General features: G+C 66.8%; 25 protein-coding genes and 1 tRNA gene. 6 read left to right on the top strand and 20 right to left on the bottom strand.

What is annotated here, in order from left to right:
- Positions 1-4 precede the first annotated feature (4 nt).
- Genes ACFFN1_RS08120 through ACFFN1_RS08090 form a run of 7 tightly spaced genes read right to left on the bottom strand, consistent with a single transcriptional unit; the run spans position 5 to position 9,696 of the window.
- Positions 5-907 carry a lytic transglycosylase domain-containing protein gene (locus ACFFN1_RS08120; protein WP_376840181.1) on the bottom strand — a complete coding sequence of 301 codons (903 nt, stop codon included), beginning with the start codon at positions 905-907 and terminating at the stop codon, positions 5-7.
- The gene (locus ACFFN1_RS08115; RefSeq protein WP_376840180.1) at positions 904-3,006 is read right to left on the bottom strand and encodes a hypothetical protein; all 2,103 of its coding nucleotides are present in this window, start codon (positions 3,004-3,006) and stop codon (positions 904-906) included. The genes ACFFN1_RS08120 and ACFFN1_RS08115 overlap by 4 nt, the downstream gene beginning before the upstream one ends.
- Positions 2,999-3,865: an anchored repeat-type ABC transporter permease subunit gene (locus tag ACFFN1_RS08110; protein ID WP_376840179.1), complete on the bottom strand. Its 867-nt coding sequence runs from the start codon at positions 3,863-3,865 to the stop codon at positions 2,999-3,001. Before ACFFN1_RS08110 ends, ACFFN1_RS08115 begins: the two co-directional genes overlap by 8 nt.
- Positions 3,862-4,671: an anchored repeat-type ABC transporter ATP-binding subunit gene (locus ACFFN1_RS08105; protein WP_376840178.1), complete on the bottom strand. Its 810-nt coding sequence runs from the start codon at positions 4,669-4,671 to the stop codon at positions 3,862-3,864. Before ACFFN1_RS08105 ends, ACFFN1_RS08110 begins: the two co-directional genes overlap by 4 nt.
- Complete coding sequence (locus tag ACFFN1_RS08100) at positions 4,668-5,633, bottom strand: choice-of-anchor M domain-containing protein (protein ID WP_376840177.1); 966 nt, start codon at positions 5,631-5,633, stop codon at positions 4,668-4,670. The genes ACFFN1_RS08105 and ACFFN1_RS08100 overlap by 4 nt, the downstream gene beginning before the upstream one ends.
- A complete protein-coding gene (locus ACFFN1_RS08095) occupies positions 5,630-7,171 on the bottom strand; it encodes an anchored repeat ABC transporter, substrate-binding protein (protein WP_376840176.1) in 1,542 nt (513 codons plus the stop codon). The genes ACFFN1_RS08100 and ACFFN1_RS08095 overlap by 4 nt, the downstream gene beginning before the upstream one ends.
- 5 nt (positions 7,172-7,176) lie before the next feature.
- The gene (locus ACFFN1_RS08090; RefSeq protein ID WP_376840175.1) at positions 7,177-9,696 is read right to left on the bottom strand and encodes a choice-of-anchor M domain-containing protein; all 2,520 of its coding nucleotides are present in this window, start codon (positions 9,694-9,696) and stop codon (positions 7,177-7,179) included.
- 359 nt (positions 9,697-10,055) lie between these two features.
- Here ACFFN1_RS08090 and ACFFN1_RS08085 point away from each other — a divergent pair, with 359 nt between their 5' ends.
- Positions 10,056-11,132, top strand: coding sequence for a GNAT family N-acetyltransferase (locus tag ACFFN1_RS08085; RefSeq protein WP_376840174.1), 1,077 nt, complete (start codon positions 10,056-10,058; stop codon positions 11,130-11,132).
- An 11-nt stretch (positions 11,133-11,143) separates the two neighbouring features.
- Here the strand turns inward: ACFFN1_RS08085 and ACFFN1_RS08080 are convergent, their stop codons facing one another.
- Both ACFFN1_RS08080 and ACFFN1_RS08075 read right to left on the bottom strand, forming a co-directional pair.
- Positions 11,144-12,634 (bottom strand): alanine/glycine:cation symporter family protein, encoded by a 1,491-nt coding sequence (locus tag ACFFN1_RS08080; RefSeq protein ID WP_376840173.1) that lies wholly within the window; start codon positions 12,632-12,634, stop codon positions 11,144-11,146.
- Between the two features lie 232 nt (positions 12,635-12,866).
- Positions 12,867-12,942: transfer RNA gene (locus tag ACFFN1_RS08075), tRNA-His, on the bottom strand.
- 190 nt (positions 12,943-13,132) lie between these two features.
- Here ACFFN1_RS08075 and ACFFN1_RS08070 point away from each other — a divergent pair.
- Together ACFFN1_RS08070 and ACFFN1_RS08065 are read left to right on the top strand one after the other, a co-directional pair.
- Positions 13,133-14,764 carry a hypothetical protein gene (locus tag ACFFN1_RS08070; protein ID WP_376840172.1) on the top strand — a complete coding sequence of 544 codons (1,632 nt, stop codon included), beginning with the start codon at positions 13,133-13,135 and terminating at the stop codon, positions 14,762-14,764.
- Positions 14,765-15,007: 243 nt separating this feature from the next.
- Positions 15,008-16,165 (top strand): hypothetical protein, encoded by a 1,158-nt coding sequence (locus ACFFN1_RS08065; RefSeq protein ID WP_376840171.1) that lies wholly within the window; start codon positions 15,008-15,010, stop codon positions 16,163-16,165.
- Positions 16,166-16,228: 63 nt separating this feature from the next.
- Here ACFFN1_RS08065 and ACFFN1_RS08060 read toward each other — a convergent pair whose 3' ends face one another.
- Positions 16,229-17,005, bottom strand: coding sequence for a hypothetical protein (locus ACFFN1_RS08060; RefSeq protein WP_376840170.1), 777 nt, complete (start codon positions 17,003-17,005; stop codon positions 16,229-16,231).
- 198 nt (positions 17,006-17,203) lie between these two features.
- Entirely contained in the window at positions 17,204-17,455 is a 252-nt protein-coding gene (locus ACFFN1_RS08055; protein WP_376840169.1) for a hypothetical protein, read from the bottom strand.
- Between the two features lie 488 nt (positions 17,456-17,943).
- Between ACFFN1_RS08055 and ACFFN1_RS08050 the strand changes: the two genes are divergently transcribed.
- From ACFFN1_RS08050 to ACFFN1_RS08040, 3 genes are all read left to right on the top strand, one after another.
- Positions 17,944-18,138, top strand: coding sequence for a hypothetical protein (locus tag ACFFN1_RS08050; RefSeq protein WP_376840168.1), 195 nt, complete (start codon positions 17,944-17,946; stop codon positions 18,136-18,138).
- Between the two features lie 96 nt (positions 18,139-18,234).
- Positions 18,235-19,104 (top strand): tyrosine-type recombinase/integrase, encoded by an 870-nt coding sequence (locus ACFFN1_RS08045; protein ID WP_376840167.1) that lies wholly within the window; start codon positions 18,235-18,237, stop codon positions 19,102-19,104.
- A 251-nt stretch (positions 19,105-19,355) separates the two neighbouring features.
- Positions 19,356-19,733, top strand: a complete 378-nt coding sequence (locus ACFFN1_RS08040; protein WP_376840166.1) for a hypothetical protein — start codon at positions 19,356-19,358, stop codon at positions 19,731-19,733.
- A 318-nt stretch (positions 19,734-20,051) separates the two neighbouring features.
- On the opposite strand, the gene ACFFN1_RS08035 is transcribed toward ACFFN1_RS08040, so the two are convergent.
- From ACFFN1_RS08035 to ACFFN1_RS07995, 9 genes are all read right to left on the bottom strand, one after another.
- Positions 20,052-20,369: a DUF2283 domain-containing protein gene (locus tag ACFFN1_RS08035; RefSeq protein ID WP_376840165.1), complete on the bottom strand. Its 318-nt coding sequence runs from the start codon at positions 20,367-20,369 to the stop codon at positions 20,052-20,054.
- Between the two features lie 5 nt (positions 20,370-20,374).
- A complete protein-coding gene (locus tag ACFFN1_RS08030) occupies positions 20,375-20,605 on the bottom strand; it encodes a DUF4258 domain-containing protein (protein WP_376840164.1) in 231 nt (76 codons plus the stop codon).
- Positions 20,606-20,609: 4 nt separating this feature from the next.
- Positions 20,610-21,014 carry a DUF6941 family protein gene (locus ACFFN1_RS08025; protein ID WP_376840163.1) on the bottom strand — a complete coding sequence of 135 codons (405 nt, stop codon included), beginning with the start codon at positions 21,012-21,014 and terminating at the stop codon, positions 20,610-20,612.
- A 132-nt stretch (positions 21,015-21,146) separates the two neighbouring features.
- Positions 21,147-21,374, bottom strand: a complete 228-nt coding sequence (locus ACFFN1_RS08020; protein ID WP_376840162.1) for a hypothetical protein — start codon at positions 21,372-21,374, stop codon at positions 21,147-21,149.
- Between the two features lies 1 nt (position 21,375).
- Entirely contained in the window at positions 21,376-21,747 is a 372-nt protein-coding gene (locus ACFFN1_RS08015) for a hypothetical protein (RefSeq protein ID WP_376840161.1), read from the bottom strand.
- Between the two features lie 11 nt (positions 21,748-21,758).
- Positions 21,759-22,805, bottom strand: a complete 1,047-nt coding sequence (locus ACFFN1_RS08010; RefSeq protein ID WP_376840160.1) for a peptidoglycan recognition protein family protein — start codon at positions 22,803-22,805, stop codon at positions 21,759-21,761.
- Positions 22,806-22,864: 59 nt separating this feature from the next.
- Positions 22,865-23,521 carry a hypothetical protein gene (locus ACFFN1_RS08005; RefSeq protein ID WP_376840159.1) on the bottom strand — a complete coding sequence of 219 codons (657 nt, stop codon included), beginning with the start codon at positions 23,519-23,521 and terminating at the stop codon, positions 22,865-22,867.
- Complete coding sequence (locus ACFFN1_RS08000) at positions 23,518-23,736, bottom strand: hypothetical protein (protein ID WP_376840158.1); 219 nt, start codon at positions 23,734-23,736, stop codon at positions 23,518-23,520. Before ACFFN1_RS08000 ends, ACFFN1_RS08005 begins: the two co-directional genes overlap by 4 nt.
- A 94-nt stretch (positions 23,737-23,830) precedes the next feature.
- Positions 23,831-24,856: a hypothetical protein gene (locus ACFFN1_RS07995; protein WP_376840157.1), complete on the bottom strand. Its 1,026-nt coding sequence runs from the start codon at positions 24,854-24,856 to the stop codon at positions 23,831-23,833.
- Between the last annotated feature and the right edge of the window lie 7 nt (positions 24,857-24,863).

Here is a 24,863-nt window from a genome sequence, read left to right as displayed (position 1 = left end):
CTGCTCAGCCGTTGTGTGTGGGCTGAGCGGGGCTGTCCGGCCCCGGCTCGGTGCCATCCGGCCCCGGCGCTTGGGTGGTGCTGTCTGCCGTCGGCGCAGGAGTGCCGGAGGTGCCGACCGCGCCGCTGCTGGCGTGGGCGGTGCGGTTGGCAGCGTCGAAGACCGCGCGGACATAGGCATCGGATGGGTTGTAGGCGAGGATCGCCTGCGTCCAGCCCTCCGGGGTGGCGAGATTGCGGTTGCCGGAACACAGGTACTTCGCCGCCGAGGCGGTGGCGTCGTCGATGTTCTGGGCGTCCGCGGTGCCGTCGCCGTTGCCGTCGATGCCGAAGGCCTGCCACGTTGCCGGCAGGAACTGCATCGGCCCGACCGCCCGGTCGAACTCGCGATCCTGGTCGAGCCTGCCGCCGTCGGTGTCGGTGATGCGGGCAACACCGCGGCCGTTGAGCTGCGGGCCGATGATCGGCTGGGCGGCAGTTCCTGCGGCTGTCACCGAGGTGCCGCCGAGGGTGCCGTGGGCGGACTCGACGAACCCGATGCCGGCCAGGGTGTTCCAGCGCAGCCCGCACTGCGGGAACTGGCGGGCCGCCCAGATCTCGGCGGCGACATAGCTCTGCAGCACCCGGGCGGGGATGCCGGTGCGTTTAGACTGGTCGGTGATCCACTGGGAGGACACCTGGGTGCGCTGCAGCTGCGCGGTGTCTGCTCCCCCACCGGCGTCCGGGCCAGCCGGTGCCTCCTGGGCTGGGGTGGGCACCGCCTCGGCGGTGGGGCGCGGGTCGTGCGGTGACTGGGCGGTCGCCCGCTGGTGGGCGCCGACAAGGTCGCTGACGAACAGCATCGTGAGCACGGCCAGGCTCAGCCCGAAGGCGATGAGCCCGATGGCGCGCAGACGGGTCGGCTTCATGTGGACCTCCCGAGGTTGAGGCTGCGCACGAGCAGCAGGGTTCCCCAGCCGGCGGCGGTGAGCGCGACGCCCATGCCCAGGCCTGCCAGCAGCCACATCCAGGCTGCCGGCCCGGCAACGGCTGGTGGGGGTGCCGCCTCGGGGCCGGGCTGCTGTGGGGGCAGGTCCGGTTGGGCGAGGGTCGAGGCCATCGACACGTCGGTGCAGGTGCCGACCAGGGCGGCGAGTGCGGTGTTGGTCGCCAGCGGGGAGGCGATCTCGCCGACGGAGAAGTGCAGCGGGACGACGATCTCTTGGGTCGACGTGCTGCTGTTGCCGGTGCGGATCACGGTGTTGACGGTGTAGGTGCCCGGCTGGGTGAAGGCGAAGCGGGGGAACTCGGTGCCGCCGGCCGGCACGCTCATCGCCGACCCGGCGGCGGCCAGCAGGGAGGTGTCGCCGAACTCGTCGGTGCCGATGAGGGCGACGTCGCCAGGCCCTGCCACGGTGTCGATGCCGACCTCGACGCTGCCGCGCAGCTGCCCGCCGACCGCGGCGATGCCGATGGCCGGTGCGCTCATACCGTCCTGGGAGCTGGCCCACAGCTCGTCGCCGGGTTCTGCAACCTCACCGAGTCCGTCGCCGCCGACGGTGAGAGTGGCGGTGGCTGGCAGCACGTAGTCGACATCGGCGAGTTTGCGGGTGATCGGGGTGTGGGTGCGCAGGTCGGTGAGTTCGGCGCGCGGGCCGGTGAAGTCGTGGGTGATGGCCAGCTGGGTGAGACCGGAGCGGACCTGGACGCGCTGGTCGGCGGCTGCCGGGGTGCACATGAGCCCGAAGGCCGGCACCACCGGAGTGGAGATGCTCTGCACGAGCGGCAGGCCGGGCACCGGAGCAGAGGCGACCATATCGGAGCCGAACACGGCCCCCTGGCCGGCCAGCGTGCGCCGCTCCTCCGGGCTCAGTCCGCCCTCGGGATCGGAGTCGCGGCTGTCTTTGTCGTCGCTGCCGGTGTCCTCGCCGGTGTCGCCGTCTGTGCCCCCGTCGTCACCGGTGCCGGGGTCATCGGGCTCGCCGGAGTCGTCGGGATCCTCGGACTCGTCGTCGTCGGGGGCGGCGTCGGGGTCGCGCGGATCCGGGCAGGCGCGGGCGTCATCACCGCGCATCCCGTAGTGCAGCGTGGTGGCCGCGACCGGCTTCTTCTTCCCTGCCGGGGCGATGTCGATGCCCAGGCAGTGCGGTCCGGTGGTGGGGAACGCGGCGTCGAACACGAGCCGGGTCGGGTCGGTCATGCGCATCGTCACGGTCTTCGCACGTCCTGGATGATGCTGGGTGCCGCGCGGATCGGCCGGGTTCGTCAGCTGCACCTTCGCGGCACTGCGGATGCGCACCTCGACCCAGTCGCGGGGCCCAGGTGTGCTCTCGTCGTCCGTGCCCGAGGCGGTGGTGCCGGTGAGCTGGTCGATGTCGACGGTGATGTCCTCGGCGATCGTGCCGTCCTCGTGCTTCTTGAGCTTCCGGTCGAGGTCGCTGGCCTTCGCCCATTCCCGGCCGGCGCGGGTGAAGGCACCGTCTGGGGTGATGCGCACGGTACCCTCACCTGGACCGGCCTTCGCCTTCGTTTCCTTCACCGGCTGCGGTGTGATGTGCGGCAGTTCGGCGTAGTCGGGGCAGGCCTCGGCATCGTCAGTGTGCTCTCGCGCGGTGGTGACGACGGTGTCGATGGTGCGGCGCTGGGTCTTCTCACCCTTCTTCACGACAGCCGAGACGCGCACGCCCAAGCAGGTGCCGGGTTTCAGGCCGGTGACCGGCAGGTGCCCGGTGGTCTGCGGGCGCATCTGCACTGCCGCCGGCAGATCACGTCCGGCGAGTTCCGCCTCGGGCGCGGTCGAACGGTCGATGAGCACGGTCACCGGGCCGAGAGCACGAGCGAAGGAACGCGTGTCGACGTGCAGGCGCCCGGCACTCTCGCCAGTGGCCTTCAGCGACACGGGAGCGTCGGCACTGTCGGTGCCCGGCGCCTCGGCTGCGGTCACCGGCATCCAGCCGAACGCGACGTGCGCGGCGGCCAGCAGCGCGATGACGAGCATCGCGGCCGCCTGGCGCAGGCTCTTATGCATGCGCGACCTCCCGCTGGCGGCTGCGCATGAGCAGTCCGTGGCGCGGGGCGAAGATCCACAGCACGAGGAACACTGCCGTCAGCACGAGGACGATGGTGCCGCCGACGGGCAGGTCGAATCCCCACGACAGATACAGGCCGGCGAACGCGCCGAGCGCACCGATGACAGGGGCGAGGATCATCATCGTCACGAGCTTGTCGGTCAGCAGTCGGGCCGCAGCAGCCGGGGTGATGAGCAGGGCGAGGACGAGGATGTTGCCGATGGTCTGCACGGACACGACGATCGCCAGCGTGACGAGCACATAGAGGACGATATCGAGCCAGAACACCGGCAGCCCCATGGCGCGGGCGAAGTCGCGGTCGAGGCTGACGGCGACGAGCTCTTTGTGCAGCACCATGAGGAGGGTGATGATGAGCACGCCGGTGATGGCGACGGTGTAGACGTCGCGGGTGGGGATGCCGGTGATCGAACCGAAGAGGAAGTCTGTCAGGGAGCCGGCATAGCCGGGTGCCCGGGAGATGATGACGATGCCGGCGGCGAAGGCGGCGACGAAGAACACGCCGATGATGCTGTCCTCCTTCAGCCGGCGGTTCTGGGAGAAGATCGCCACGAGGATCGCAGTGCACACGCCGGCCACCGCCCCGCCGAGGACCAGCGAGCCCTGCAGCACGAAGGCGATCGCCAGACCGGGGAACACCGAGTGGGCCACAGCGTCGCCGATGAAGGACATGCCGCGCAGCACGACGTAGGTGCCGACGACACCGCAGATGATCGCGGCCATGACGGCCATGAGCAGCGCCTTCGGCAGGAAGGCGAGCATCGGGTTGCTCAGGTCGGCGAGGAAGTCGAAGAAGCTCATGCGCTCAGTCCGATGCTGGTGAGAAGCGGCGAGGTCGCCGAGACGCTGAAGGTGTCCATCCACACCTCCGGATCGCGGACCTCATCGGGGGTGCCGTGCAGGCGGATGGTGCCGCGCAGCAGCGCGATCTGCGTGCACGTCACCATCGCCGCTGGCAGGTCGTGGGTGGACATGATGACGGTGCGGCCCGCTGCTGCCAGCCGGCCGAAGAGTCCGGTGAGCAGCTCGGCGGTCGGCATATCGACGCCGGTGAATGGCTCGTCGAGAAGCAGCAGCTGGGAGTCCATCGCCAGGGCGCGGGCGACGAGCACCCGCTGCCGCTGCCCGCCGGAGAGCTCGGCGACCGGGCGCCGGCGCACATGGTCGAGCTCCACCTGGGCGAGTGCGGTGTTGACGGCTTGGTAGTCAGCGACCTGGGGCCGGCGCAGCCAGCCCAGACGCGAGGACCGGCCGGTGAGCACGACGTCCTCAACAGAGATCGGGAAGTCCCAAGTGAACTCGTGGCGCTGAGGCACGTAGCCGATCCGCCCGCGCAGCGCCGCAGCCGGCCGGCCCGACACCCGGATGTCGCCGCGGTGCGGGATGAGCCCGAGGATCGCGCGCAGCAGCGTCGTCTTCCCCGCCCCGTTGGGCCCGAGCAGCCCGAGGAACTGACCGGCGGCAACACTGAGGTCGAGGCCGGTGAGCACCGGCCGGCCGCCGAGGTCGACGGTGAGCCCAGAGACCTCCAGCGCCGCGCCCGAGGCGGGGCTCGCCTCTACCGTTTCCGAGGCGGAGGCCGGGCGGGTGCTGTTCGCCTGCCTCACTGCCCCATCCCCTGGCCGGAGTGCTCGGCTGCTGCGGCACGCTTCTTCGCGCGTGCGGAGCCGATGACGGCGATGGCGACCACGACGATGAGCACGGCACCGACACCCAGCAGCACGAACATGAGCGGATCGGCCGCCCCGCCGGCCCCCGCCTCGGCGTCGGCATCGGCCTCATCCGCACCGGCAGCGTCGCCTGCGCCGCCCGCCTGATCACCGGTGTACTCGGCGCTCATCGCCTCATCGGTGCTGGCTGCATCGCCGACGGCCAAGCGCAGCACCTGCCGGGAGGAGACCTCGTTGCCGGCGGCGTCGGTGAAGGACACGCCGATGTCGAGGAGGTACACGCCGGGTGCGGTGAAGACCCAGTTGGCGTGGGTGTGGGTGTTGTTCTCGACGAAGATCTTCTGATCGGCACCCTTGCGCGAATCCCACAGCTGCTCGGGCTCGCCGAAGCTGCCGTTCTGCAGGTACAGCACCATGTCACCGGGCCCCTGCATGCCGTGGTACTCGAGGTTCATGCCGCGCTGGGCGGTCTGGGTGAAGGCCGGATCCTGGGTGTTCCAGCCGGCCCAGATGAGTCCGGGCTTCTCGACCTGCGGGATGAGCCAGACGTCTGCGCCGGGTTCGGCGCCGATGAAGGCGTACTGCTCGTCATCGGGCATCGGCATCTTCGCGCCCTCGTCGTTGACTTTGAGCACGGTCCTGTCGAGGCTGCGCCACACCGGCGGGGCCTCGGTGTCATCGCGCATGACGAGCTGGAACTCATCGCCGACAAGCTTGGGCCCGATGTCGATGTGGCCGGAATCGAGTACCGCTTCATCATCGACGAGCTCCTCGTCATCGGTGACGGTCTGCTCGAGGTTCGGATCCTCGGCCGGCTGGGCGAGCGCCGGCGCGGCGGCCGGGCCGAGGATGAGGGCGGCCGCCAGGCAGGCGGAGCTGAGGGCGGAGCGGATGGTCATGACAGACACCTCTTGAGTGATCGGGCGTTGAAGCGCATGAGCTCTTCATAGGACGTGACGGTGGCATCGAAGGCATCGGAGTAGATCGGGCAGACCTCGATGCCGGTGACGGCGGCGAGTTCGCGCAGGGTCTGTGCGCGGGCAGCCAGCTGCGGTTCGAGGAACACGGCAGGCACCTGGAGGTTGCGCACCGTGTCGGTGAGCCGCACCATGTCGGTGATCGACGGCTCCGTCGACGGATTCGGGGTGACGAAGCCGGCGACCGAGATGTCGTAATCCTTGGCCAGATAGGCGAAGGCGTCGTGGGTGGTCACCAGGTGGCGGCGGGACTCCGGGATCTCGGCGATCGTCTGCCGCACCTCGGCATCGAGCGCATCGAGCCGGTCGATGTAGGCCTCAGCGGCGGCGTGGTACTCGTCCGTGTGCTCGGGGTCGGCTGCGATGAAGGTGTCGCGGATGAGTTTGGCGTAGGCGATCGAGTTCGTCACCGAATGCCACAGATGCGGGTCGATCTCACCGTGGACGTGCTTGCCGAGCACCGCCTGCGGCAGCAGATACACCGAGGAGCCCTTGGGCCCGAGGAACCCCGCACCCGAGGGGATCTCCTGCCAGGCCCTGTTCGTCACCTCGATGACAGCCTCCGCGGCAGGCAGGTGCCGCTGCTCGACCGTCCCGGAGCTCGTGTCGTCGTAGACGATCTCCATCGCCTGCTCATCGAGGTTCATCGCAATATCGGCATGCCCGCCGTCCAGCCGCTCACGGCCGGTAAGCTCCGGGATCTGAGCGGGATCCTGGCCGACGACGAAGGTGAACGTCGCCTCTCCGACCCGCACCTCGGGCGCCTCGGCCTCAGGGCGCACACTGCCGGCGAAGGTCGCGGTGTAGACCCCGGGTGCGGAGAACGCCCAGCTCAGATGCGTGTGCGCATTGGCCGGCAGCACCGCTTCGTCCTCACTCGGGTCGACGCCGTCGCTGGAGTCGAAGTACATCGACGTCTGGCCCAGCCCCTCGGTGAGGAACCCGTGCATCGTGCCCGGCCCGGAGAATCCGGTCAGCCGCAGATGCATGTCACTCGTCCGGTCGGCGCCGAACCGGCTGCCGTCGCCGTGCACGCGCAGACCCAGCCAGATGGTGTCGAGTGAGACGTCCTCGACGAGCGGGATCACCTCGGCGGCGTACTTCACCGCCCCTTCGGCCAGCGCCACGTTCGCCGCCTGCGGGCTGATGTTGGAGTCCAGGGTCTTGATGAGCTTGTGCTCTTCGAGCAGCACATAGTTGGAGAACGCGACATCGGCGTAGACGATGTTGCGCACATCGCGCAGCGTCGGCTCATAGGAGTGCGGGTCCGCCCCCGGCGGCACGAGGCTGGCGACCTGCACATGCTCTCCCCCGACCTGGGCGGCGATATCGGCGATGACGTTCGTCGTCGCCACCACCTGCAGCCTGCCGTCCTCCGGGTGCGCGCTCAGCAGCGGCTTCGCCGCGCACCCGGAGAGGGCCAGTGTCAGGGTCGTGCACAGTGCGGCCAGCCGGCGCATGCGCCTCAGCTGTCTTCCTTCCGGCGGGCGGACAGCAGCACCACACCCAGGGTAATGAGCACCGCGCCGCCGGCGACGTAGTAGCCGATCGCGTCGGCACCGGTGCGCGGCAGGTTGGAGCAGTCGACGTAGCGGATCTTGGCACCGGCTGGGACCGGGTTGCCGTCCTTGTCCTTCATCGTCCCGGAGCCAGCCGCACCCGAGGTACTGGAACCGGCCGGTGCACCCGACGGGTCAGCGGAGGCGCTCGGATCGGCTCCCGGCTGGCCGGCGTCTCCGGGCTGTCCGGGGGCACCGGGCTGCCCCGGCTGACCGGCCTGGCCCGGCTGACCGGCCTGGCCCGGCTGTGCACCGGCGGCCTGCGCCACAGCACCGCCGGCGTGGGCGTCTCCGCCTGCGTTGGCGTCACCGCCGACGGTGAAGTGCAGGGTGCCCGAGGCGCTCAGCTGCTCACCGGCAGCGGTCGTGACGGTGAAGGTGATGTCAGCGGTGTACTGACCGGCTGCGGTGAACACCCAGTAGCCGTGCTCGTGGGTGCGCATCGGGATGTCGTAGGAGTCCCCGGGATTCTGGAACACGTGCTTGACGTCGCTGCCGCCGAAGCCGCCGCCGCCGACGAACACATTCATCTTGCCGGGCCCGTTGAGGGCGTCGAGGCGCATGTTGACAGCGGAGGCGTTGTTGACGAGCTCGGGATCCTGGGTGTTCCAGCCCAGCCACGGCACACCCGTCTGCTGCACCTGGCTGATCATCCACACCTCCTCGCCGGGCTTGCCGACGAAGTCGAAGCCCTTCTCCGGCAGCGGCTGCTTGGCCGCATCGCCGATGAGGAACTCGACGTCTGCTGGATCCCGCCAGGTCGGCGGTGCCTCGCGGTCGTCCTTGAGCTGTGCCTTGACGGAGTTGCCGCGCATCCGCGGGCCGAAGTCGAAGTGCCCATCGGAGACCTGCACGCGCTCACCGGCGGGCGCTTCGTCGTCTTCGGTGCCCTGACCGTCGGCACTGCCGCCGGCGCCTCCTCCGGCTCCGCCGGCACCGGAGGCCCCGGTTCCGCCGTGTCCGTTCGGTGCGGAGTCAGGGGTGCAGACAGCGTAGGTCTTGCCACCGGATCCGCCCGCTCCCGAGGTGCCGCTTCCGTTGGCACCGGAGCCGGAGCTGCCAGCGCCGCCGCCTCCACCGGCGCCTCCGGTGCTGTTCGAACCGGGCTCCTTGGTCTCCGAGCCCTCGCCCTTATCGGGTGAGGCGGTCTCCTCCGGGTTCTTGGTTTCGCCCGGAGCCTCTGTCTCGTCCTTACCGGGCTTGTCACCGCCGGGCGTGTCATCACCCGAGCCGCCCTCATCGGAGCCGGCGGATCCGCTGACCTTGATGACGAACTCGTTCGAGGCTGCGATTCCCCCGCCGTCGACCTGGTAGATCGCACGCACCCGCATGCCGTCGTGCTTCTCGGTGATCTCACGGATCGTATAGGTGTTGTCGGCGTTGTTGCCCTGCCGGTTCCAGTGCTTCGCACCGGCTGCGGCGGTCTCCCAGTACAGGACGCCGATGCGGTCGCTGTCCTGCAGCACGGCTGAGAAGTTCGCCGGATCGCCGACGCGGTATTGGGTGCGGTCACCCTTGATGCTCACCCGCGGCAGATCGCTGTCCTCGGGAGGAGTCTGGCTGGGATCGTCCGTCGGCTCACCGGTGGGATCCTCGGTCGGGTCCTCAGTCGGCGGGTTGTCAATGGCGGTCAGCTCGTCGGCGTACTTCTCGTAGTCACCGACGACGAAGTAGTAGTCCTGCCCGGCGCTCGTCGGCTGTCCGCCCTTCGGGGTGGCAGTCGCGGTGAAGTGCAGCTTGTAGATGCCCGGGTGGGTGAACGACCAGTTCGAGTGCACGTGGGCGTTAGCGCTCTGCTGGTAGGTGCGGTGCGCATCGTCGTTGAGCGACAGGATCCGGTTGACACCGCCGAAGGTGCCGAACTGGAACAGCTCGACGTTGGCGCCCTCGGGCACGCTCGACTTGGCCCGGTCGATCGACATGGTGATCGGACCGTCGATGTCAGCTTCCCTGATGTCCTGGGTGTTCCAGCCGGCCCAGATGCCCTTGTGGTTCTGCTGCTGCGGAACCACCCAGGCCTCCTTGCCGGCGGCTCCGGTGAACTCCCACTTCGGGTCGCCCGGCAGGGTCATCTTCAGTGCGTCATTGACGTTGAAGAACAGCGAGCTCGCCGCCTGCCGGGTGTGCGGGCGGTACTTGCCCCCTTCCGGTGCCCAGTCGACGAGGCTGTACATGTGCATCTGACCACCGGTCAGGCACATCGCCACTGAATCGGAATGCTCGGTCGTCACGACATTGCGCTTACCGACCTGGGGGACGTCGTCCCACAGCTCAGTCCTGTCATCACCGCAGCTGCTGCCGGCAGCGGCGGGGGCGACGGCGATGTCACCGGGAGCCGGAGCGGCGAACGCTGAGGAGGAGAAGGGCGCGGCGATGAGTGCTGCTGAGGTGGCTGCTGCGACGAGGAACCGCCGGATGGAGGGCATAGCCAGAACCACTTTCGTTTATATGAATGCTGAATCAATAAGTCGGGTTGTCGTGCACAGCGTACGTCCAGAAATCCGTGGAGTCATATGTACGTACGTTCACGTAATGATGTGCCTATACACCAATGTGAAGCCGATTCTGCGCGAACTCAGCACCCGCGCGGAAAGATCGATGAATGCGGAGCGCACCAGGCGCACCGAGGCCGTGGTAGCGTCGGCAACTATAACGATCATCACGCTCCTGCAGGACGTCTGAGACGACCGTGCGCTGACAGTTCCGTGTCGAGCACCGTCGCTCCACGGCAGCCTCAGTGAACCCGCCTGATCATCACTGTCATCACCTTTCGAAAGGCCCTGTCATGCCTGCCTGCACCGTTGCAGAGGTCGCCCGCCCCGCCTCACCCGATCACCCGGATTGGCTCGACCACCGCCGACTCGTCCACCTCAGCAACGCCGAGACCATCGGCTCCGATGAATGGGACACCGACCCGGCCGAGGACTACCGCTCCGAGGCTGCTAATACGAACCTGCACGTCCGCCGCTGGCTGGCTCGTAGCGGCGATGCCACCCTCGGCCATGCCCGGCTGGGACTGCAGCTGCGCGACACCGATGCTGCCGCCGAGCTCACTGTCTTCGTCCACCCCGACCACCGCGGTCAGGGCATCGGCCGTCAGCTCGCCGAGGCGGCCCTGGCTGCTGCCCGCGGCGCCGGCGCCCGGCTTGTGCACAGCTACGTCTCGACCCCGGTCATCACCGAGCCGAGTGCGGTCACGCTGCTGCGCTCCCCCACCGGGCACGGAGTCGTGCCCGCAGACCATCCCGGTGTCCGCCTCGCGCGCGGCCTGGGCATGACGCTCGGCCAGATCGAGCGGGTCTCCCGGTATGAGCTCACCGGCAGCACCACGCCGCTCGAGCGTGCTCATGCCGACGCCGAGGCGCATGCCGGGTCCGATTATCGGGTGCACCTGTGGGAGGGCGGAGTTCCCGAGAACCGCCTAGAGGCGATGACGGCCCTCGTCAGCCGCATGTCGATCGACATTCCACACGGCGGCCTCGACATCGTCGCCGAGAACTGGGATGCCGCGCGGATCCGCGACGCCTACGCCGAATACGCCGTGACCCACCGTGTGTTCCTCGCCGTTGCCGAGCACCTGCCCACCGGCGACCTTGTCGCCTACAACGAACTCGCCAGCCCGGCAGCCTCACCGGCCAACGCGGTCGAACAGTGGGACACGCTCGTCGCCGGCCCACACCGCGGCCACCGCCTCGGGAAGCTCGTCAAGGCGGCGAACCTGCTGCGCCTGCGCGTCGAGGTGCCCGAGGCGCCCTACGTGATGACGTGGAACGCCGCGGAGAACACGCCGATGCTGCGGGTGAACGAGGAGCTCGGCTTCACCGGGTTCCTCGCTGAGGCGATCTTCGAGCTCAGGCTCTGATCGCCAGCCGGCTAGCGATTCTTCTGCTTCGCCTGGGCCTGCTCCTCCCAGAACTCCGGGCGGGTCGCCTCGTCGGCGCCGTCCCAGGCTTCGATGCCGCGCTGGTCGTCGAGCTGCTCGCGGTTGAAGACAGGTTCGCGGTTCTCCTTGCGCTGGCGCAGGTAGTCCTTGAGCAGCCAGACGGCCTTGCGGCCGAGCAGGATGACGGCCACGAGGTTCGTCAGCGCCATGATCGTCATGAACAGGTTCGCCGCCTCCCACACGACCGGCAAGGCGAGCACGGCGCCGACGAACACCGCGATGAGCACAATCGCGCGGTAAACGCTGAGCACCCAGCGGCGATCGGTGAGGAACTGGATGTTCGTCTCGCCGTAGTAGTAGTTGCCCAGGATCGAGGAGAAGGCGAAGAGGAAGATCGCGATGGTCAGGAAGTGCACGGCCCACTGGCCGAGCTGGTCCGACAGTGCGGTCTGGGTCAACGAGGCACCGGCAGCGGTGCCGTATTCGGGGTTGGACAGCAGCACGATGAACGCGGTGATCGTACACACGATCATCGTGTCGAAGTACACACCGAGGCTCTGTACGAGTCCCTGCTTGACCGGGTGCGACACCGAGGAGGTCGCTGCGGCGTTCGGGACTGAGCCCATGCCGGCCTCGTTGGAGAAGAGGCCGCGCTGGATGCCGGTCATGATGACGAGGCCGACCCCGGCGCCCATGACCGGGCGCAGGCCGAAGGCGTTGAAGACGATGAGCTCGAACATGCGCGGGACTGCGTCGAGGTTCATGAACACGACGATGATGCCGAGGATGAGGTAGAGCACGGCCATGACCGGGACGATGATCGACGAGAGCATCGAGATCCGGTGGACACCGCCGAGGATGATGACGCCGACGAGGAGTGCGAGCGCGATGCCGATGACGATCGCCATCATCTCGCGGCCGGCCTCACCCTGGGCGCCGAAGGAGGTGCTGGTGGCATCGACGATCGAGTTCGACTGCACGGAGTTGAACACAAGCCCGTAGGTGATGGCGATGATGACGGCGAAGAACGCGCCCATCCACGGCTTCCTGAGGCCGAGCTTCATGTAGTAGGCAGGACCGCCGCGGTAGGCGGCCTGGTCCTTGACCTTGTACAGCTGGCTCAGCGTGGATTCGGTGAACGCGGTCGCCGAGCCGATGAGAGCCAGCAGCCACATCCAGAACACCGCACCGGGTCCGCCGACGGAGATCGCCAGGGCGATGCCGGCGATGTTGCCGGTGCCCACACGGGAGGCTGCGGAGACGCAGAAGGCGCGGAACGAGGAGATCTGCTTCTCCCCTGCCGAGTCGCGCCCGGCCGATTCGCCGATGACCCGGAACATCTCCGGCAGCAGCCGCAGCTGCACGATTCCGGTGCGGATCGACAGGTACAGTCCGGCGGCACCGAGAACCGCGATGAGGACATAGGTCAGTGGGGTGTTGATCGTCGTGATGACGTCGATGATCGGTGAATCGTCACTCATAGCAAGCCTCCTTGATGTATCTCCTGAGTGTCTCATGTGTTGACACTGGCAGAGCGGGTGAGATTCACCACGAGGGAGGATTCGGTGCGAGAAGCACAGCGCCGGCATGCCCGCACAGACTTTCTGCCGTCTGACGATCCGGCCATCCTCCGGTTCACTGCCGCAGATCCGGAGGTGGGCAAGCGAAAACCCCGCCTGCCCACTATCGACGTGGGCGAGCGGGGTTTCGGTGTGGGGTGGCTAACGGGGCTTGAACCCGCGACCCCCGCGACCACAACGCGGTGCTCTACCAGCTGAGCTATAGCCACCATCACTGCTTTCAGACAGCATCGACTATCTTAAGACGTCCCCAAGCGAAGAGCAAACCGCCGACTGACCGGGCAGACAACGATCACATCGCTGCCAGATAACTATTAGGACTCGGTGGGCATTTTCGGCCGATCGTGTCCCTACACTGGGAGCGACCCTTCCCCTCTCCATTCTTCGAGGTTCCTGTTCATGCCCACAGCGTACGTGCGCGTCGCCGCTGATCGGACCGTGCATGTCACGGCCGCCGGCACGCCATCGCAGCACCCTGATGTCGGGTCTGCGATCGCGCACCTGACGGCTCTGGCGCGCGAGCAGCACACCGACATCACCGTCGAGCTCGACGATCACGGCGCCCAGCGCTCGCTGCACATCGATTCGGACGGGCGCCTGCGCTCGGCTCCCGAACCCGGCACCGCACCTGCTTCCAACACCCCGCGCTCCAGCAGCGGGCCCACCTCCGGCGCCGCCCCGGCAGCCGGTCACCGTACCGGCGGGCAGCCGGGTCCCGCTCCCGAGGCGGGCAGCGGCTATCCGGTCCGCGACCGGTTCTCCGGTCCCGCCGCACCGACCGGACCGCACACCGGCTCCCTGCCGGAGCAGAAGGACCCGGCCAGCGGAGCCGGCAGGCAGCTGGACGGCACACCTCGGCGCCGGCCCAGGCGGCTGCGCAGCCGCCTGCAGATGCGGGGCCTGACCGTGCCGACGATCGTGCTGGCGGTGCTGCTCATCATCGCGCTGGCGGCCTATTTCATGCCGCGCATCATCGGCACCCCCGAAAGCCAGGCGCCGGAGAGCATCCCGGCGGCCAACGGCGCCGCCACCCAGCAGTCCCTGTCGATCGCCACCGGCGGCTCGCCGGTGCCCGAGTTCGAGAACGCCCCGGCGTGGGAGTCGGAGATCCCCGCCGACGCCTCGGTCACGGCCACCTCGCGCGGCGTGGTCGTCGTCACCCAGGACCGGCTGCAGATCCTCGACCCGTCGACCGGCAAGCAGCGCTTCGAGACCGAGGTCCCGGAGCCGCCGAGCTTCGCCGTCGACACCGTCATCGGCGGCCGGCCGGCGCTCGTGTGGCGCATCGACGACAGCGCCTTCGCACTCATCGACGGTGAGGACGATGCGGTGAAGTACCGCCTGCCGGAGGGCGCGCGGATCTCCTCGGCCGGCACGAATGTGCTCATCAAGAGCGGCGATGAGCTCTTGACCTTCGCCCCCACCGGGCTCACCCATCTGCCGACTCCGGCCGCCGGTTCGACCCCGATGGCCCTCGACGGCACAGATCTCATCAGCGCGGAGTTCTCCGGGCCGCTGACCGTCACCGACATCGACACCGGTGAGGAGCGCAGCGTCGAACTCGAAGCCCCGACCGATGATCTGCAGATCATCCGCTGGGTCACTGCCGGCCACGGCAAAGTCGTGACCCTGTGGGGTCAGCCGGGAGCGAGCACGAACTCCGGGCACCGCATCCAGCTCGTCGTGCATTCGCTGGCCGACGGCACGATCGCCTCGACGGTGTCGACGACGACGGACACGGTCGGCGAGGCCGATTGGGTGCGCGGGCAGGGCTATGAGCTCGCCGTCATCGGCCCGTACCTGTTCTCGATGGACGATGGGCTGCTGCAGCGCGACGGCTCGGAATCGAATGCCCGGTTCTCCGAACCGCGCGGGCAGGTGACGCCGGCGGTCATCGACAACACGCCGGTGCTCGTGAACGGGGACACGGCCTGGCAGGTGCGCACGAATCTGCTGGGCGTCACCGATGAGGGCTTCGCCATCACTCGGGAGGGAACTGACCGTGTGGTCGGGTATCGTAGTGACTCGTAATGACAGGTCCGCAGCCAGCCTGCTGCGGGAACAGCCCCACGGCCCGGAGACCGGCTCTCGCCTGGCGCGTCTCGCTTTGTCGAGGCCTGCCGCCGACCGCTACCATACTTCAGGCCGGCCCCGCCTCCTGGCACCATTCGAAGCGGTCGGCACCCATCGTTGCAGAGGAACCGCTTAGAACAGATGCACAGTCGAGGATCGGAACGCCACACCTCACCAGTACGGGTACTTGCCGGTGCTGCGGTGGGTGGTGCCCTCCTCGTGCCGCTCAGCGCCACCGTGCCTGCCGCATCTGCTCCCGCCGCCGAGGCGGTGGCCGGCTCTTCCGCCGGACCCACCGGCGCCGATGCCGCGGCGAGTGAGACGCCGACCTTCAGCGATCCTCCCGAGGTGCCGTCGCCGGATCCGACGAACTTGCAGCTGCCGACTTCGACTGACACTCCGGGCGAGGATGACGGCACGCTCATCAAGGGCGTCGGCCGGTACGACGCGAAGGCCGGCACCGTCCAGTTCGTCCGCGCTGATGATCGCACGCCGCTGACGAATGAGCTCATCCTCGGCACCTTCGACTGCAATATCGAGGGGCTGAGCGCCTGCGCGGTCGACGGCAACGGCTTCCTCATCGTGGCAGGCTCCTCTCTCCCGCAGCCTGCCGCAGCAGGGAAACCGCCCGGACCCGGCGAGCAGATCACCTTCAGGACCGATCCGAAGATCACGTTCGACCTCGGCCCCGATGGTGCGCTGAGCGTCACTTCACCGCAGGTCCCATCCGATTCCCTGGGCGACCCCGGCCCGTCCCCGACACCGTCGAGCAGCCCGTCAGCGAGTCCGTCCCCGTCTCAGGAGCCGTCCAGCGGCCCGCCGTCTCAGGAGCCGACGAGCGGCCCGCCGTCGCAGGAGCCGAGCCAGGAGCCGACGCAGCGCCCGGGCCCCAAGCCGACCGACAAAGCCCCGGATGATGACGACAAAGGCGGCTCAGGTTCCCGCGATGACGATTCGGATCGCAAGGACGAGTCCAGAGAGAGCCGGCCGCCGAACAGCCTTGACGACCCGAACAACGGCAATGGCCAGCAGTCCGACAGGCTGCCTGATCAGGCTGGTGATGACTGGGCGCCCACCGGCGATGGTGACGACAGCCGCACGCACAACTATGCTGACCCGGTCCCCCAGGCGCCCGGTTCCGGCGCCGCCGATGGGGAGGACACCATCAGCGCTGACCATCCCGGCGATGGTGCCACCAGCCGGGCTAACTCGACCGCGCCCGGTCAGGCGGATAGAGAGGCGGCTGATCTGGCCAGCGCTGCCGGCCCTGCTTGGGCGATCGGCGGCCTCGTCGGCATCGCAGCGATCGCGGCTGGACTCGTCTTCTTCGTTCTCGGCGGCAACCGTCGCCGCCATTGACGAGAGCCGCCGGCACTGGGCCGACGGCTCTCTCGTGACTCCGGCCTCGCCGGGCCGTGCGCGTCAGTTGACCGAAGAGGTGATGACGAACTGTGAGTCGTCGTAGGGCAGGTACGTGACGCCGACGTGCTTGCCGACCGTCATCTGGCTCATGGTCGTCGGCAGCAGGTAGCCGTGCTTCTCACGCTCGATGAAGCTGCCCGGAGCATCCTGGCGGGCGAAGCTCACGCCGATCATGACGCCGTTGTGTCCGTGGCGGATCTCGCCGGTGGGCTTGAGGGTGGTGACAACGCCCTGGACCGTGGTGCCCTGCTGGAAGATGCTCTCGTCACGGGGGTCAGCCACGCCCATCGCCACGCGCTGCTGCTGCAGCAGAGCATTGGCCTCTGCCATCTTGCTCTCGGGCACCATCGACAGCTCTTCGCGCTTCTTGGGGCGGTAGGCGACCGGCAGCACAGTGCCTTCGCTCATCATCGCGATCTCGTGTTCGTAGACGGGGCGCTTGAGCACGCCGGAGAACTCTTCGTAGTTCTGTCCGCGCACCGCCATGTGGATCTTGTAGACGCGCACGTCGTTGATGAGTGTGCCGGTGGGCTCGACGCCGGTGATCTGCCCGATTCCCAGCTGTGCGTCCGGACCGAGCTTCTCCTCGACGCCGAAGGCGGACATGAGATGCTTCCGCATGCGCAACAGGGAGAAGAGGGTCGGCACGACGACGATGACGGCCACGAAAGCGACGATGAGCCACACCGGAGGTCCATCGGTTGCGATCTTCTCAATGAAGGACATGGCGAGTGAAACCTTGGCGGCTGCAAGCGCCGGAGTAAGAAGTGCGTTCATGCTTCGGAAGTTATTCACATCTCATGAACTCCCTATGAAAGTTCAGTGACGCACCGCATGCCTGTGGGTGAAGCTATACCCCCGGCGGCATACTTTGCGCGGCGGGGAAAAAGACGCCCCAGTTGCCCAGGCGAACCAGGCGGTGAGGACCGGGCACGCGATCGGCATGCCGCGTGAGCAGCGCACCGTGTGGGGTTGTCAGCCGTCGCTGTCCATCAGATCCAGGTGCAGGCCTGCTTTGCGGTGCATCTCAATGAACGGCGGCAGGTGCACTTCGACGAGCCACGGCACGTAGTCGTCACCGTCGGCGGCCATCTCTTCGCTCAGTTGCTTCGCGGTGTCCACCGCACGCTGGTACAGCTCTGGATCCTCGACGAGAATGCCGTCCATGACCATCCACGCATACGGCGCCATATACGTCAGGGCCGGCTCCTGATTGAACATGTACATCGGAAATCCCCGTGTTGATGGCGCGCCTCGTACCCATCGCGGCACCGTAAACACGAGCCAGCGCCTCGAACACTTCGCCAGTATCGTTTGCGGTCAGCAGGGCCTGATTATATCGGGGGTTCTCGCCTCTCAGCGTGAAACCCGGCAGCTGCCTGCCACCATCGACCTGGCTGCGCACATCCACCATAGGGCGCAGCGGGCTGCGATCTCCGTGGGTTCGCGATCGCGCGTGAGCTGAACACTTCGGTGGCGTACCTGATCGGGGAAACAGAAGACCGCCGCCCAGCAGTGCTGAACGGCGGCTCTTCGGGAGTCGTACACCCCCCGGGACTCGAACCCGGAACCCACTGTTTAAGAGTCGTTGACGCGCCAGCCGCGACCGTGACTGAGCTGCCGAAGCCTGACCGACCAGCACTGGATAGGGCGATGCCGGCGACCGTGATCGAGCTGCCGAAGCGCCCGCGCCCGGCACGACAGGAAGGCACAGCATGAGCATCGACGCACACGATGTCGAGATCACCCGCACGGTCATCGCCGACTACGACACGGCGCGTCTCCAGGTGCTGAGCGACCAGTACGCCCACCTGATTGCCGAGGCAGTCGCCGCCGGCCAGGATCCCAAGCCGTGGCATGTCGCCGATTACCGCGCGTTCACCACCGAGCTCACACACCGCTTCAGCTGACCGCAGAGCTACCGGCAGGTCACCACTCCATATCAGAAGGGTCTCAAAATGGTCTCCCCTAACGTGATCCACCTCACTTCATATAGGCATAGAAGCATGCCTGCTCTTCCCACACCACCGCCCTGGCAGACACCACTGACCGACTTCACCACCTGGATGCGCGCCGGCCACTACCCGGCCAGCACCCAATACCTCCGCCTCTACCACCTGAGGCGCTTCGCCACCAGCACCGAGCTAGCGCCTTGGGACGTCACCACGGCCGACCTCCTCGAATGGCTCTCAGCCCACGACTGGAAAGCCAGCACCAAGAACTCCAACCGCGCCACACTGCGCAGCTTCTACGGCTGGGCCTTCGCCGCCGGCCTCATCGACCACGACCCAGCAGCCCTGCTGCCCAAAATCACCGCCGCGGCCGGCCTACCCAGACCCTGCCCCGAACCGATCATCGCCCAAGCCCTCGCGACTGCCGGCGAGCGCGAGCGGCTCATGATTCGCCTCGGAGCTGAAGCGGGGCTGCGCTCATGCGAGATCTGTCGTGTGCACTTGCGCGATCTTGTCGGCGAGCGCGGCGACCGGGCGATCATCGTGCACGGTAAGGGCGCGAAAGAACGCACTGTGCCGCTGGCTGACGGACTGTACCTTGATCTCGAAGCCCGCGCCCGGCACAACGGCGGGTTCGTCTTCGGCGGCCAGATCGGTGGGCACCTGTCGAACAAGCGCGTGATCGAGCTGCTCGCCGACGCGCTGCCCGGCGCCTGGACTGGTCACACGCTGCGGCACCGGTTCGCCACAGTCACGCTGCGCGCGACCAAGGACTTGCGTGTCGTCCAGGAGCTGCTCGGCCACGCCTCCGTTGCGACCACCCAGGTCTACACCGCCGTCGACACCGACTCCAAGCGCGCCGCGGTCCGTGCAGCATCTATCGGCTGGGCGGAGCCTGACGATACTCTGAGAAGAGCATCCTGACCCACCTGAGAGGACACGCCATGCGACGCGCTCTAGCCCCGATCCTGGCCACTACCGCCCTACTCGTGCTCGCCGGCTGCAGCACTCAGCCCGGCGGCTCCTCAGCCTCCGAGCCCACACACGAACAGGAGACGAGCGCAGTAGTTACGCCCGCGCCCGCAGTGACGCCGGCGGGGCCGGTCAGGGTGAAAGTTGGCGAGACCGTCGATGACACGGACGGCGGGACATTGACCGCCCATGAGTACCGTGTCGTGACCGACCTCGCAGACCACACCGTCGGCGCGATCGACATCGAGGTGTGCGTCACGGGCAACCCTCCTGCTGCCGCGCAGGACGTGACACCGTATGTATCGACCGAGTATTGGAGCGTGATCGACGCGTCCAACCGGCACTATGGCGATCCATCGACAACGTGGCGGCACGATGAGATTTCACCCATTCTCGACTACGAAACTGATGCGAGCTGGGGTGAGTGCGTGCGCGGCTGGGCGCTAACCGAGGCGGACGCAGACGCCGATGTGAAGGAAATCCGGTACATGCGCCCGGAGTACATTCCCGAAGAGGATGAATATGGCCAGGTCGACGAGAGCCTGATCCGGCCCGCCGTCGACGTCCGCTGGGAGCTGTAGGGATCCCCTACCGGCGCCGCCTCCTCCACAACCCTCACCCCTGTGGACGGCCCCTCCAACCGTTGTCGGTGTCCGAACACCGCAGTTAAAGTGCCAGGCACCGACCACTACAGAAAGGACCACGTCATGCCCGAGATCCCCGAACACTGCCCCCGGTGCGGCGGCAACATCCGGCCACGGCCACCACTCGAAGCCTCCCTAGCGACTGAGGGCCGAAAGGTCTTCCGCTGCGCCCGCGGCTGCCGCGAATGGAGCAGTTGAACACACGAAAAGCGCCCCCGCACCAGTCATGGTGCGGGGGCGCTTCTGCGGGCCTGTTCACGCGAACTCTAGTTTCGAAGATGATTCACTTGTGCCCTGTGATGCTGAACTGAGGAGAAACGCCCGCGAGGGTCTCTCCCCCAGCCTCTTCAACATTTCTATCTGACTCTGCTTTACGTGGTAGTTCTTCGTCAGTTCGGTCGGTACGGCCGTGTCGAGGTCGAGGAGCTCGACACCCACCACCATTTTCATATCGTCTAGGTCAACAAGCACTGAGTCTGAGACCTCGCAGGTCTCGGCCACCTTGTTATCACTCAGCCGAAGGTACGCCGCTTCAGCTACGAGGTCGATCTCTAGCACTGGAGAAGCAGTCATCACTCTCACCCCTTCCTAGCAGTAGACTTGATTGTATACCTGTCAGGTCCAGCTTCATGAGTAGGGCACCACACTCTGATCGTCCTCCCACCAACATCCGCACCTTCGAAGCACACGCTATCGCGCCTAGTCGGGTAGGAGATGCGAGGATGCCGAAGCGCGTGGATCACGTCGTCCTCGGATATCCCACGGCTAGTCATCCGCTCGCGCGCATGTTTCGTGATTCTGATATCCACAGTGTCACTCTGCTTGCTTTGAGGCGTCCTTCACCTCGTATGCGAGGTAACGCTGGTGCTCGCCGTTAACGAATATCTCAACCTGAACGAGTCCTTCATATGCGACTGGAACGCCGGCTGCGAGAGTAAACAGGATCCCAACCTTGCCATCGTATGGCAGGGACTCCGGAGATCTATGGACTACACCACTGACAGTGGCTTCAAAGTTACTTTCTTCCGCGGCAAACCGTACCTTGAGCTCAGGTGCTTCTTCGTCTTCGCGGACTCGTAGACGCCCGGCAACAGCGAAACTAATCTCGACTGGAAGCTGTGGCACGAAAACATGTGTGAAACTCGCTCCGACAGCCGTCAAACGGCCTTCTGAAATGGTCGCGTAGTCAGCCAGAAATGCATAGTCAAGTTCAGCCATATCCTCAGCATATCGAAGAACGAGTGCTGCACCGCACGCCATCGCCAGCCGCCCGACCAAGCCGCCTCACACGGAGAACACAAAAAGCGCCCCCGCACCGTTACGGTGCGGGGGCGCTCAACCGTTCCCGGATCAGACTGTCTCCTGGTCTGCGGACCGTATCGTAACGTCCCCGGTGTCGTCGACTGTGAGCCGGCCAGTTGAGAACGACTCATTCATCACATCAGGATTCGCCTCGGCGATCTCATCGACTCTCTCCGACAGATCCCGCTCTATCGCCGAGCGAACCTGGCGGCGGGCCAACAGCTTATGCAGCCGCTCGATCTCCGCGGCGAGTTCTTCGTCAGTCATCTCATCCATGTCAGTGCTCCGGCTCGTAGTCAACGTCGTCGCTGTCGGCACCCGCCCAGTCGCCTGGGATCTGTGAAGGGTCGACACGGACCATCTCAGCTGGTGCAGCACCGAGGCTGATCTTCCTCAGTGCCGCCTCGACGCCGGGGATCGCCATGATGCGGGCGATGACCGGCGGCAGGGCGATCCAGACGGCTGGGATGACGATGCCGAGCTCACCGAGAGCACCAGCAAGCTCGTCCATCGCACCAGGCACGAGCAGGAAGATCAGCCCGAGAGCCGCGAGCGCGCCGAGGATGGACTGGACGAGGGTGCGGGCGGTGGCGCGCCACGGATGCTCAGTCTGCGAAGCCGCAGCGTTAGGAGTGGTGATGATCTTCATGGCAGGGCCTTTCACTCGTAGAAGCTGCCGGACGAGGCGCGGACGACAGTCACCGGCTTCGAGCTGTGGTTCGTGATCTCCAGCTGGTAGTCGACCGCCTGCACGACCTTGCCGCCGCGCTTCTCGCCAGGCTGGGTGCCGCCGAACTGCTCGATTTGGCCGAGGTGCACGGATGACCAGCCGTTGGCCCCGGCCGGGAAGGACACCTCTTCGAACGGGCGGGTGATTTCGTGGCCGCCGTCGCGGAAGTAGTAGCAGATGACAATCGCGGCTTTGATGTCGGCGCCGGCGGGAACGGATCGGATTGATGCGTCTGCCTGCAGCATGAACTTCTGGCCGCGGCGGCGGGGGCGGGCGATGTAGAGCGCGCCGTTGCTGGTCTTGGTCTTGGGGTGGAGTGCGACGCGGGGGTTGGAGTGCGGGGCGATGTGCTGGTCGCCGACGCGAGTGCGGCGTTCGTATCCTGACATGCCGAAGAATCCTTTCTCTGGTGCCGGTGTTGACGGCTTGGATGGCTTAGACGGGTGCTTCCGGGCCGCGGCGACGGCCTTGCGGAAGCTGTTCATGTTGAAGCTTGGATCGTTCTTCCGGCCAGGCGGTGACGCGGACTCCTTGTGGCCGAGAATCTGTACTCCCGGGAACTCGTTGGCGAGCGCGGCGACGAGTCGGACGTAGGCGTCATACTGTGCTTTCGGCCAGGACTCCATCGCCCCCTCGGCCTCGATGCCGATGGCGTGCGGATTCGTCATCGAGACAGCACGGGAGCGGCCGGCGTGGTTCGCGACGCCCGCAGCGATGAGGTAGACGCGCCCGGACCGGCCGAGGCCTATCTGTGCGAGCGGTCCGGGGATGCCGGGTCGGCCGTCACGGACGACACCCATCGTCGGATAGTCCGTCGAGCGTTTGAATGAGCGTGGTGTCGCGGTGTGGTGGCAGGTGATCGTGCGGATGGTGCCCATCTCGCGACGCCCTCGGGTTTTCCATCCGGCGACTTCGGTGTAGGGCAGCCCGGACGCTTTGACTGCTCTGAGCAGTCTGGACGCGTTCTTATATGCCATTGTTAACTCCTTGGATGACGAAACCCCGCACTAGGCGGGGGTTGGGTAGTTGGGAGCGGTCAGTCGGCAGGGACTGGAGCCTCGGGAGTTACACGGCACGGCCCAGGCACTGCCTCTGTCGCACCGTCGCTGTAGGTGACCTTCCAAGCACCGTCGCTACCGCAGGCGATAGAGGCGATGCCGCGGCCGCTCTCACCAGCGGCACCACGGTCACCACGCGGGCCGGGAGGTCCGGCAGGGCCGGGGTCACCCTTCGGGCCAGGCGGTCCAACGGCACCGTCCTTGCCGTCTGCGCCTGCAGCACCGGCACGACCGGCAGGGCCGGGCGCGTTCGAGTCCTTACCGGCCGGGCCAGGCGCGCCCGCCGGGCCAGGAACGCCCTGGATGCCACGTCCGGCGGGCCCGGTCGGGCCGGGTGGGCCGGGTGGGCCTGCTGGTCCGACCCGGCCTATCGTGTTGGGGTCGGTGGCTTGCTGTTTGACGGCATCGGCCTGGTAGCAGATTGACCTGCCGTCGATCTTCACGTCGCCCTGACGGCAGGCTTGCTGCACCTCATCGGCGAGGGTTTCTGCGTTTGACCGAGCATCATCGGCGTCTTGTTTCGCCTGCTGCTCTGACACCCACATGAGCGCCAGACCGGCCGCGATCGCGAGGATGCAGATGAAGAGCACCCAGCGTGGCGGGAACTCGGCACGTCGGCGTCTAGGGGTAGTCATAGATCTTCACCTCTGAGACGCGCATAGAGGGTGTCGTTCTCCGCCTCGACGCGGGCGAGCTCGGCTCTGAGTGCCGTGACCTCGACGCGTAACCGCTCGTTGTCTGCCCGCAGCTCGTCACGCAGTTCCCGCTCGCTCTTGCGGAAATAGACGAACATCCCAGCGAGGCCGCCGATACCGAATGTGGGTCCTGCAAGGTCTTTGAGCATCTGCATGAGATTATCCACACGCGTGTCTCACCTCCGGCCTGCCGCGTTCCCCGTCGAATGTGTGGATGACCCGGTCAGGCATGACCGCCTCCTAGAGTGGTCATGTGAGCGGAATCCTGATGTTGTCGAGCGACACCCACCGTGTGCCAGGGTTCGGCGTGTGGACGACCAGGTTGTCACGCACTGAGCTGCCCATAGCGGTGGTGAGCAAGGCGTTACGGCCAGCGTTGGCACCGATCGAGATGTTCACGTCCGGGAGATTGACACCAGCTATCCACCCGATTCTGGATGAACTTCCTGTCGAGAAGTCGCCGTTTTTGCGGCGGACAAGGCCCCGCATTTCGATGTAGCCGCGGCTGATCCGGTACTGCACGGGGACTGCCGCAGTGTAGTCATTCGTGAGCGCGATCGGCTTCCACGGCGGACTCGTGACGTTGTCCCAGCGCTGCGGACGGCCGTCAGGATTGTCACCGTCAGCCTGATAGATCGCCCCTGCCTCGTGACCGTAGGTGATGATGCATGTCGTTCCCCACAGCACAGACTGAGGTGACGGCAGCTGCTCAGCGGTATCGACCGTCAGCTGCGGCGCGGCCTTCGGCCGCACCTGGATCGGCTTCACATCCGAGAGCAGCTGAGAAGGCTCACACGGCACGATCCACAGCACGATATGCCGGCGACCGCCCGACGTCGGCGGCACACCCACATAGGTCTGCACACTGATCGGACCCTCAGGCCGTGAGTGTCCAAGCGGATCGTAGGTCAGGCACACGTGGTAACGCGTCGACGTCGCCGGCATCGGCAGTGAGATCGTCACGTCCTGCAGGAGCCGGTAGAAGAACCCTGCGATCGCGGCCTTCCCATCGCCGGTGGTCTTCGACACGGTCAGCTGCGCGGTGCGCGTCGCATCATCGAGCTGCCGCAGCCAGAACGGCTGCCCTCCCTCGTCTGCAATACCCGACGGCGTCGCGATCATCATCTGCATGAACTCGTCATCGCTGATGTCCTGCCCGACGATCGGGAACGAATACTGAGCCGCTGGCCGCTGACGCGGCTGCGGAGTGATCAGCGCCTCATGCGCATCCAACCGCGCATCCTGCACCAGGTCATAAGCGCTCGGATCTGCCATCTTGATC

The sequence above is a fragment of the Brevibacterium otitidis genome (assembly GCF_042429315.1).
Taxonomy (GTDB): domain Bacteria; phylum Actinomycetota; class Actinomycetes; order Actinomycetales; family Brevibacteriaceae; genus Brevibacterium; species Brevibacterium otitidis.
The sequence above is the reverse complement of the archived record's forward strand: the minus strand, read 5'-3'. Positions and strand labels throughout refer to the sequence as shown.

Bases quoted from the DNA above. Each gene is read 5' to 3' on its own strand.
- ACFFN1_RS08045 (WP_376840167.1), top strand. From the start codon at position 18,235: ATGCCTGCTCTTCCCACACCACCGCCCTGGCAGACACCACTGACCGAC.
- ACFFN1_RS08120 (WP_376840181.1), bottom strand. From the start codon at position 907: ATGAAGCCGACCCGTCTGCGCGCCATCGGGCTCATCGCCTTCGGGCTG.
- ACFFN1_RS08050 (WP_376840168.1), top strand. From the start codon at position 17,944: ATGAGCATCGACGCACACGATGTCGAGATCACCCGCACGGTCATCGCC.
- ACFFN1_RS08095 (WP_376840176.1), bottom strand. From the start codon at position 7,171: ATGCGCCGGCTGGCCGCACTGTGCACGACCCTGACACTGGCCCTCTCC.
- ACFFN1_RS08115 (WP_376840180.1), bottom strand. From the start codon at position 3,006: ATGCATAAGAGCCTGCGCCAGGCGGCCGCGATGCTCGTCATCGCGCTG.
- ACFFN1_RS08000 (WP_376840158.1), bottom strand. From the start codon at position 23,736: ATGCAGATGCTCAAAGACCTTGCAGGACCCACATTCGGTATCGGCGGC.
- ACFFN1_RS08090 (WP_376840175.1), bottom strand. From the start codon at position 9,696: ATGCCCTCCATCCGGCGGTTCCTCGTCGCAGCAGCCACCTCAGCAGCA.
- ACFFN1_RS07995 (WP_376840157.1), bottom strand. From the start codon at position 24,856: ATGGCAGATCCGAGCGCTTATGACCTGGTGCAGGATGCGCGGTTGGAT.
- ACFFN1_RS08100 (WP_376840177.1), bottom strand. From the start codon at position 5,633: ATGACCATCCGCTCCGCCCTCAGCTCCGCCTGCCTGGCGGCCGCCCTC.
- ACFFN1_RS08070 (WP_376840172.1), top strand. From the start codon at position 13,133: ATGCCCACAGCGTACGTGCGCGTCGCCGCTGATCGGACCGTGCATGTC.
- ACFFN1_RS08110 (WP_376840179.1), bottom strand. From the start codon at position 3,865: ATGAGCTTCTTCGACTTCCTCGCCGACCTGAGCAACCCGATGCTCGCC.
- ACFFN1_RS08015 (WP_376840161.1), bottom strand. From the start codon at position 21,747: ATGAAGATCATCACCACTCCTAACGCTGCGGCTTCGCAGACTGAGCAT.
- ACFFN1_RS08060 (WP_376840170.1), bottom strand. From the start codon at position 17,005: ATGAACGCACTTCTTACTCCGGCGCTTGCAGCCGCCAAGGTTTCACTC.
- ACFFN1_RS08055 (WP_376840169.1), bottom strand. From the start codon at position 17,455: ATGTACATGTTCAATCAGGAGCCGGCCCTGACGTATATGGCGCCGTAT.
- ACFFN1_RS08080 (WP_376840173.1), bottom strand. From the start codon at position 12,634: ATGAGTGACGATTCACCGATCATCGACGTCATCACGACGATCAACACC.
- ACFFN1_RS08010 (WP_376840160.1), bottom strand. From the start codon at position 22,805: ATGGCATATAAGAACGCGTCCAGACTGCTCAGAGCAGTCAAAGCGTCC.
- ACFFN1_RS08035 (WP_376840165.1), bottom strand. From the start codon at position 20,369: ATGACTGCTTCTCCAGTGCTAGAGATCGACCTCGTAGCTGAAGCGGCG.
- ACFFN1_RS08085 (WP_376840174.1), top strand. From the start codon at position 10,056: ATGCCTGCCTGCACCGTTGCAGAGGTCGCCCGCCCCGCCTCACCCGAT.
- ACFFN1_RS08020 (WP_376840162.1), bottom strand. From the start codon at position 21,374: ATGGATGAGATGACTGACGAAGAACTCGCCGCGGAGATCGAGCGGCTG.
- ACFFN1_RS08025 (WP_376840163.1), bottom strand. From the start codon at position 21,014: ATGGCTGAACTTGACTATGCATTTCTGGCTGACTACGCGACCATTTCA.
- ACFFN1_RS08005 (WP_376840159.1), bottom strand. From the start codon at position 23,521: ATGACTACCCCTAGACGCCGACGTGCCGAGTTCCCGCCACGCTGGGTG.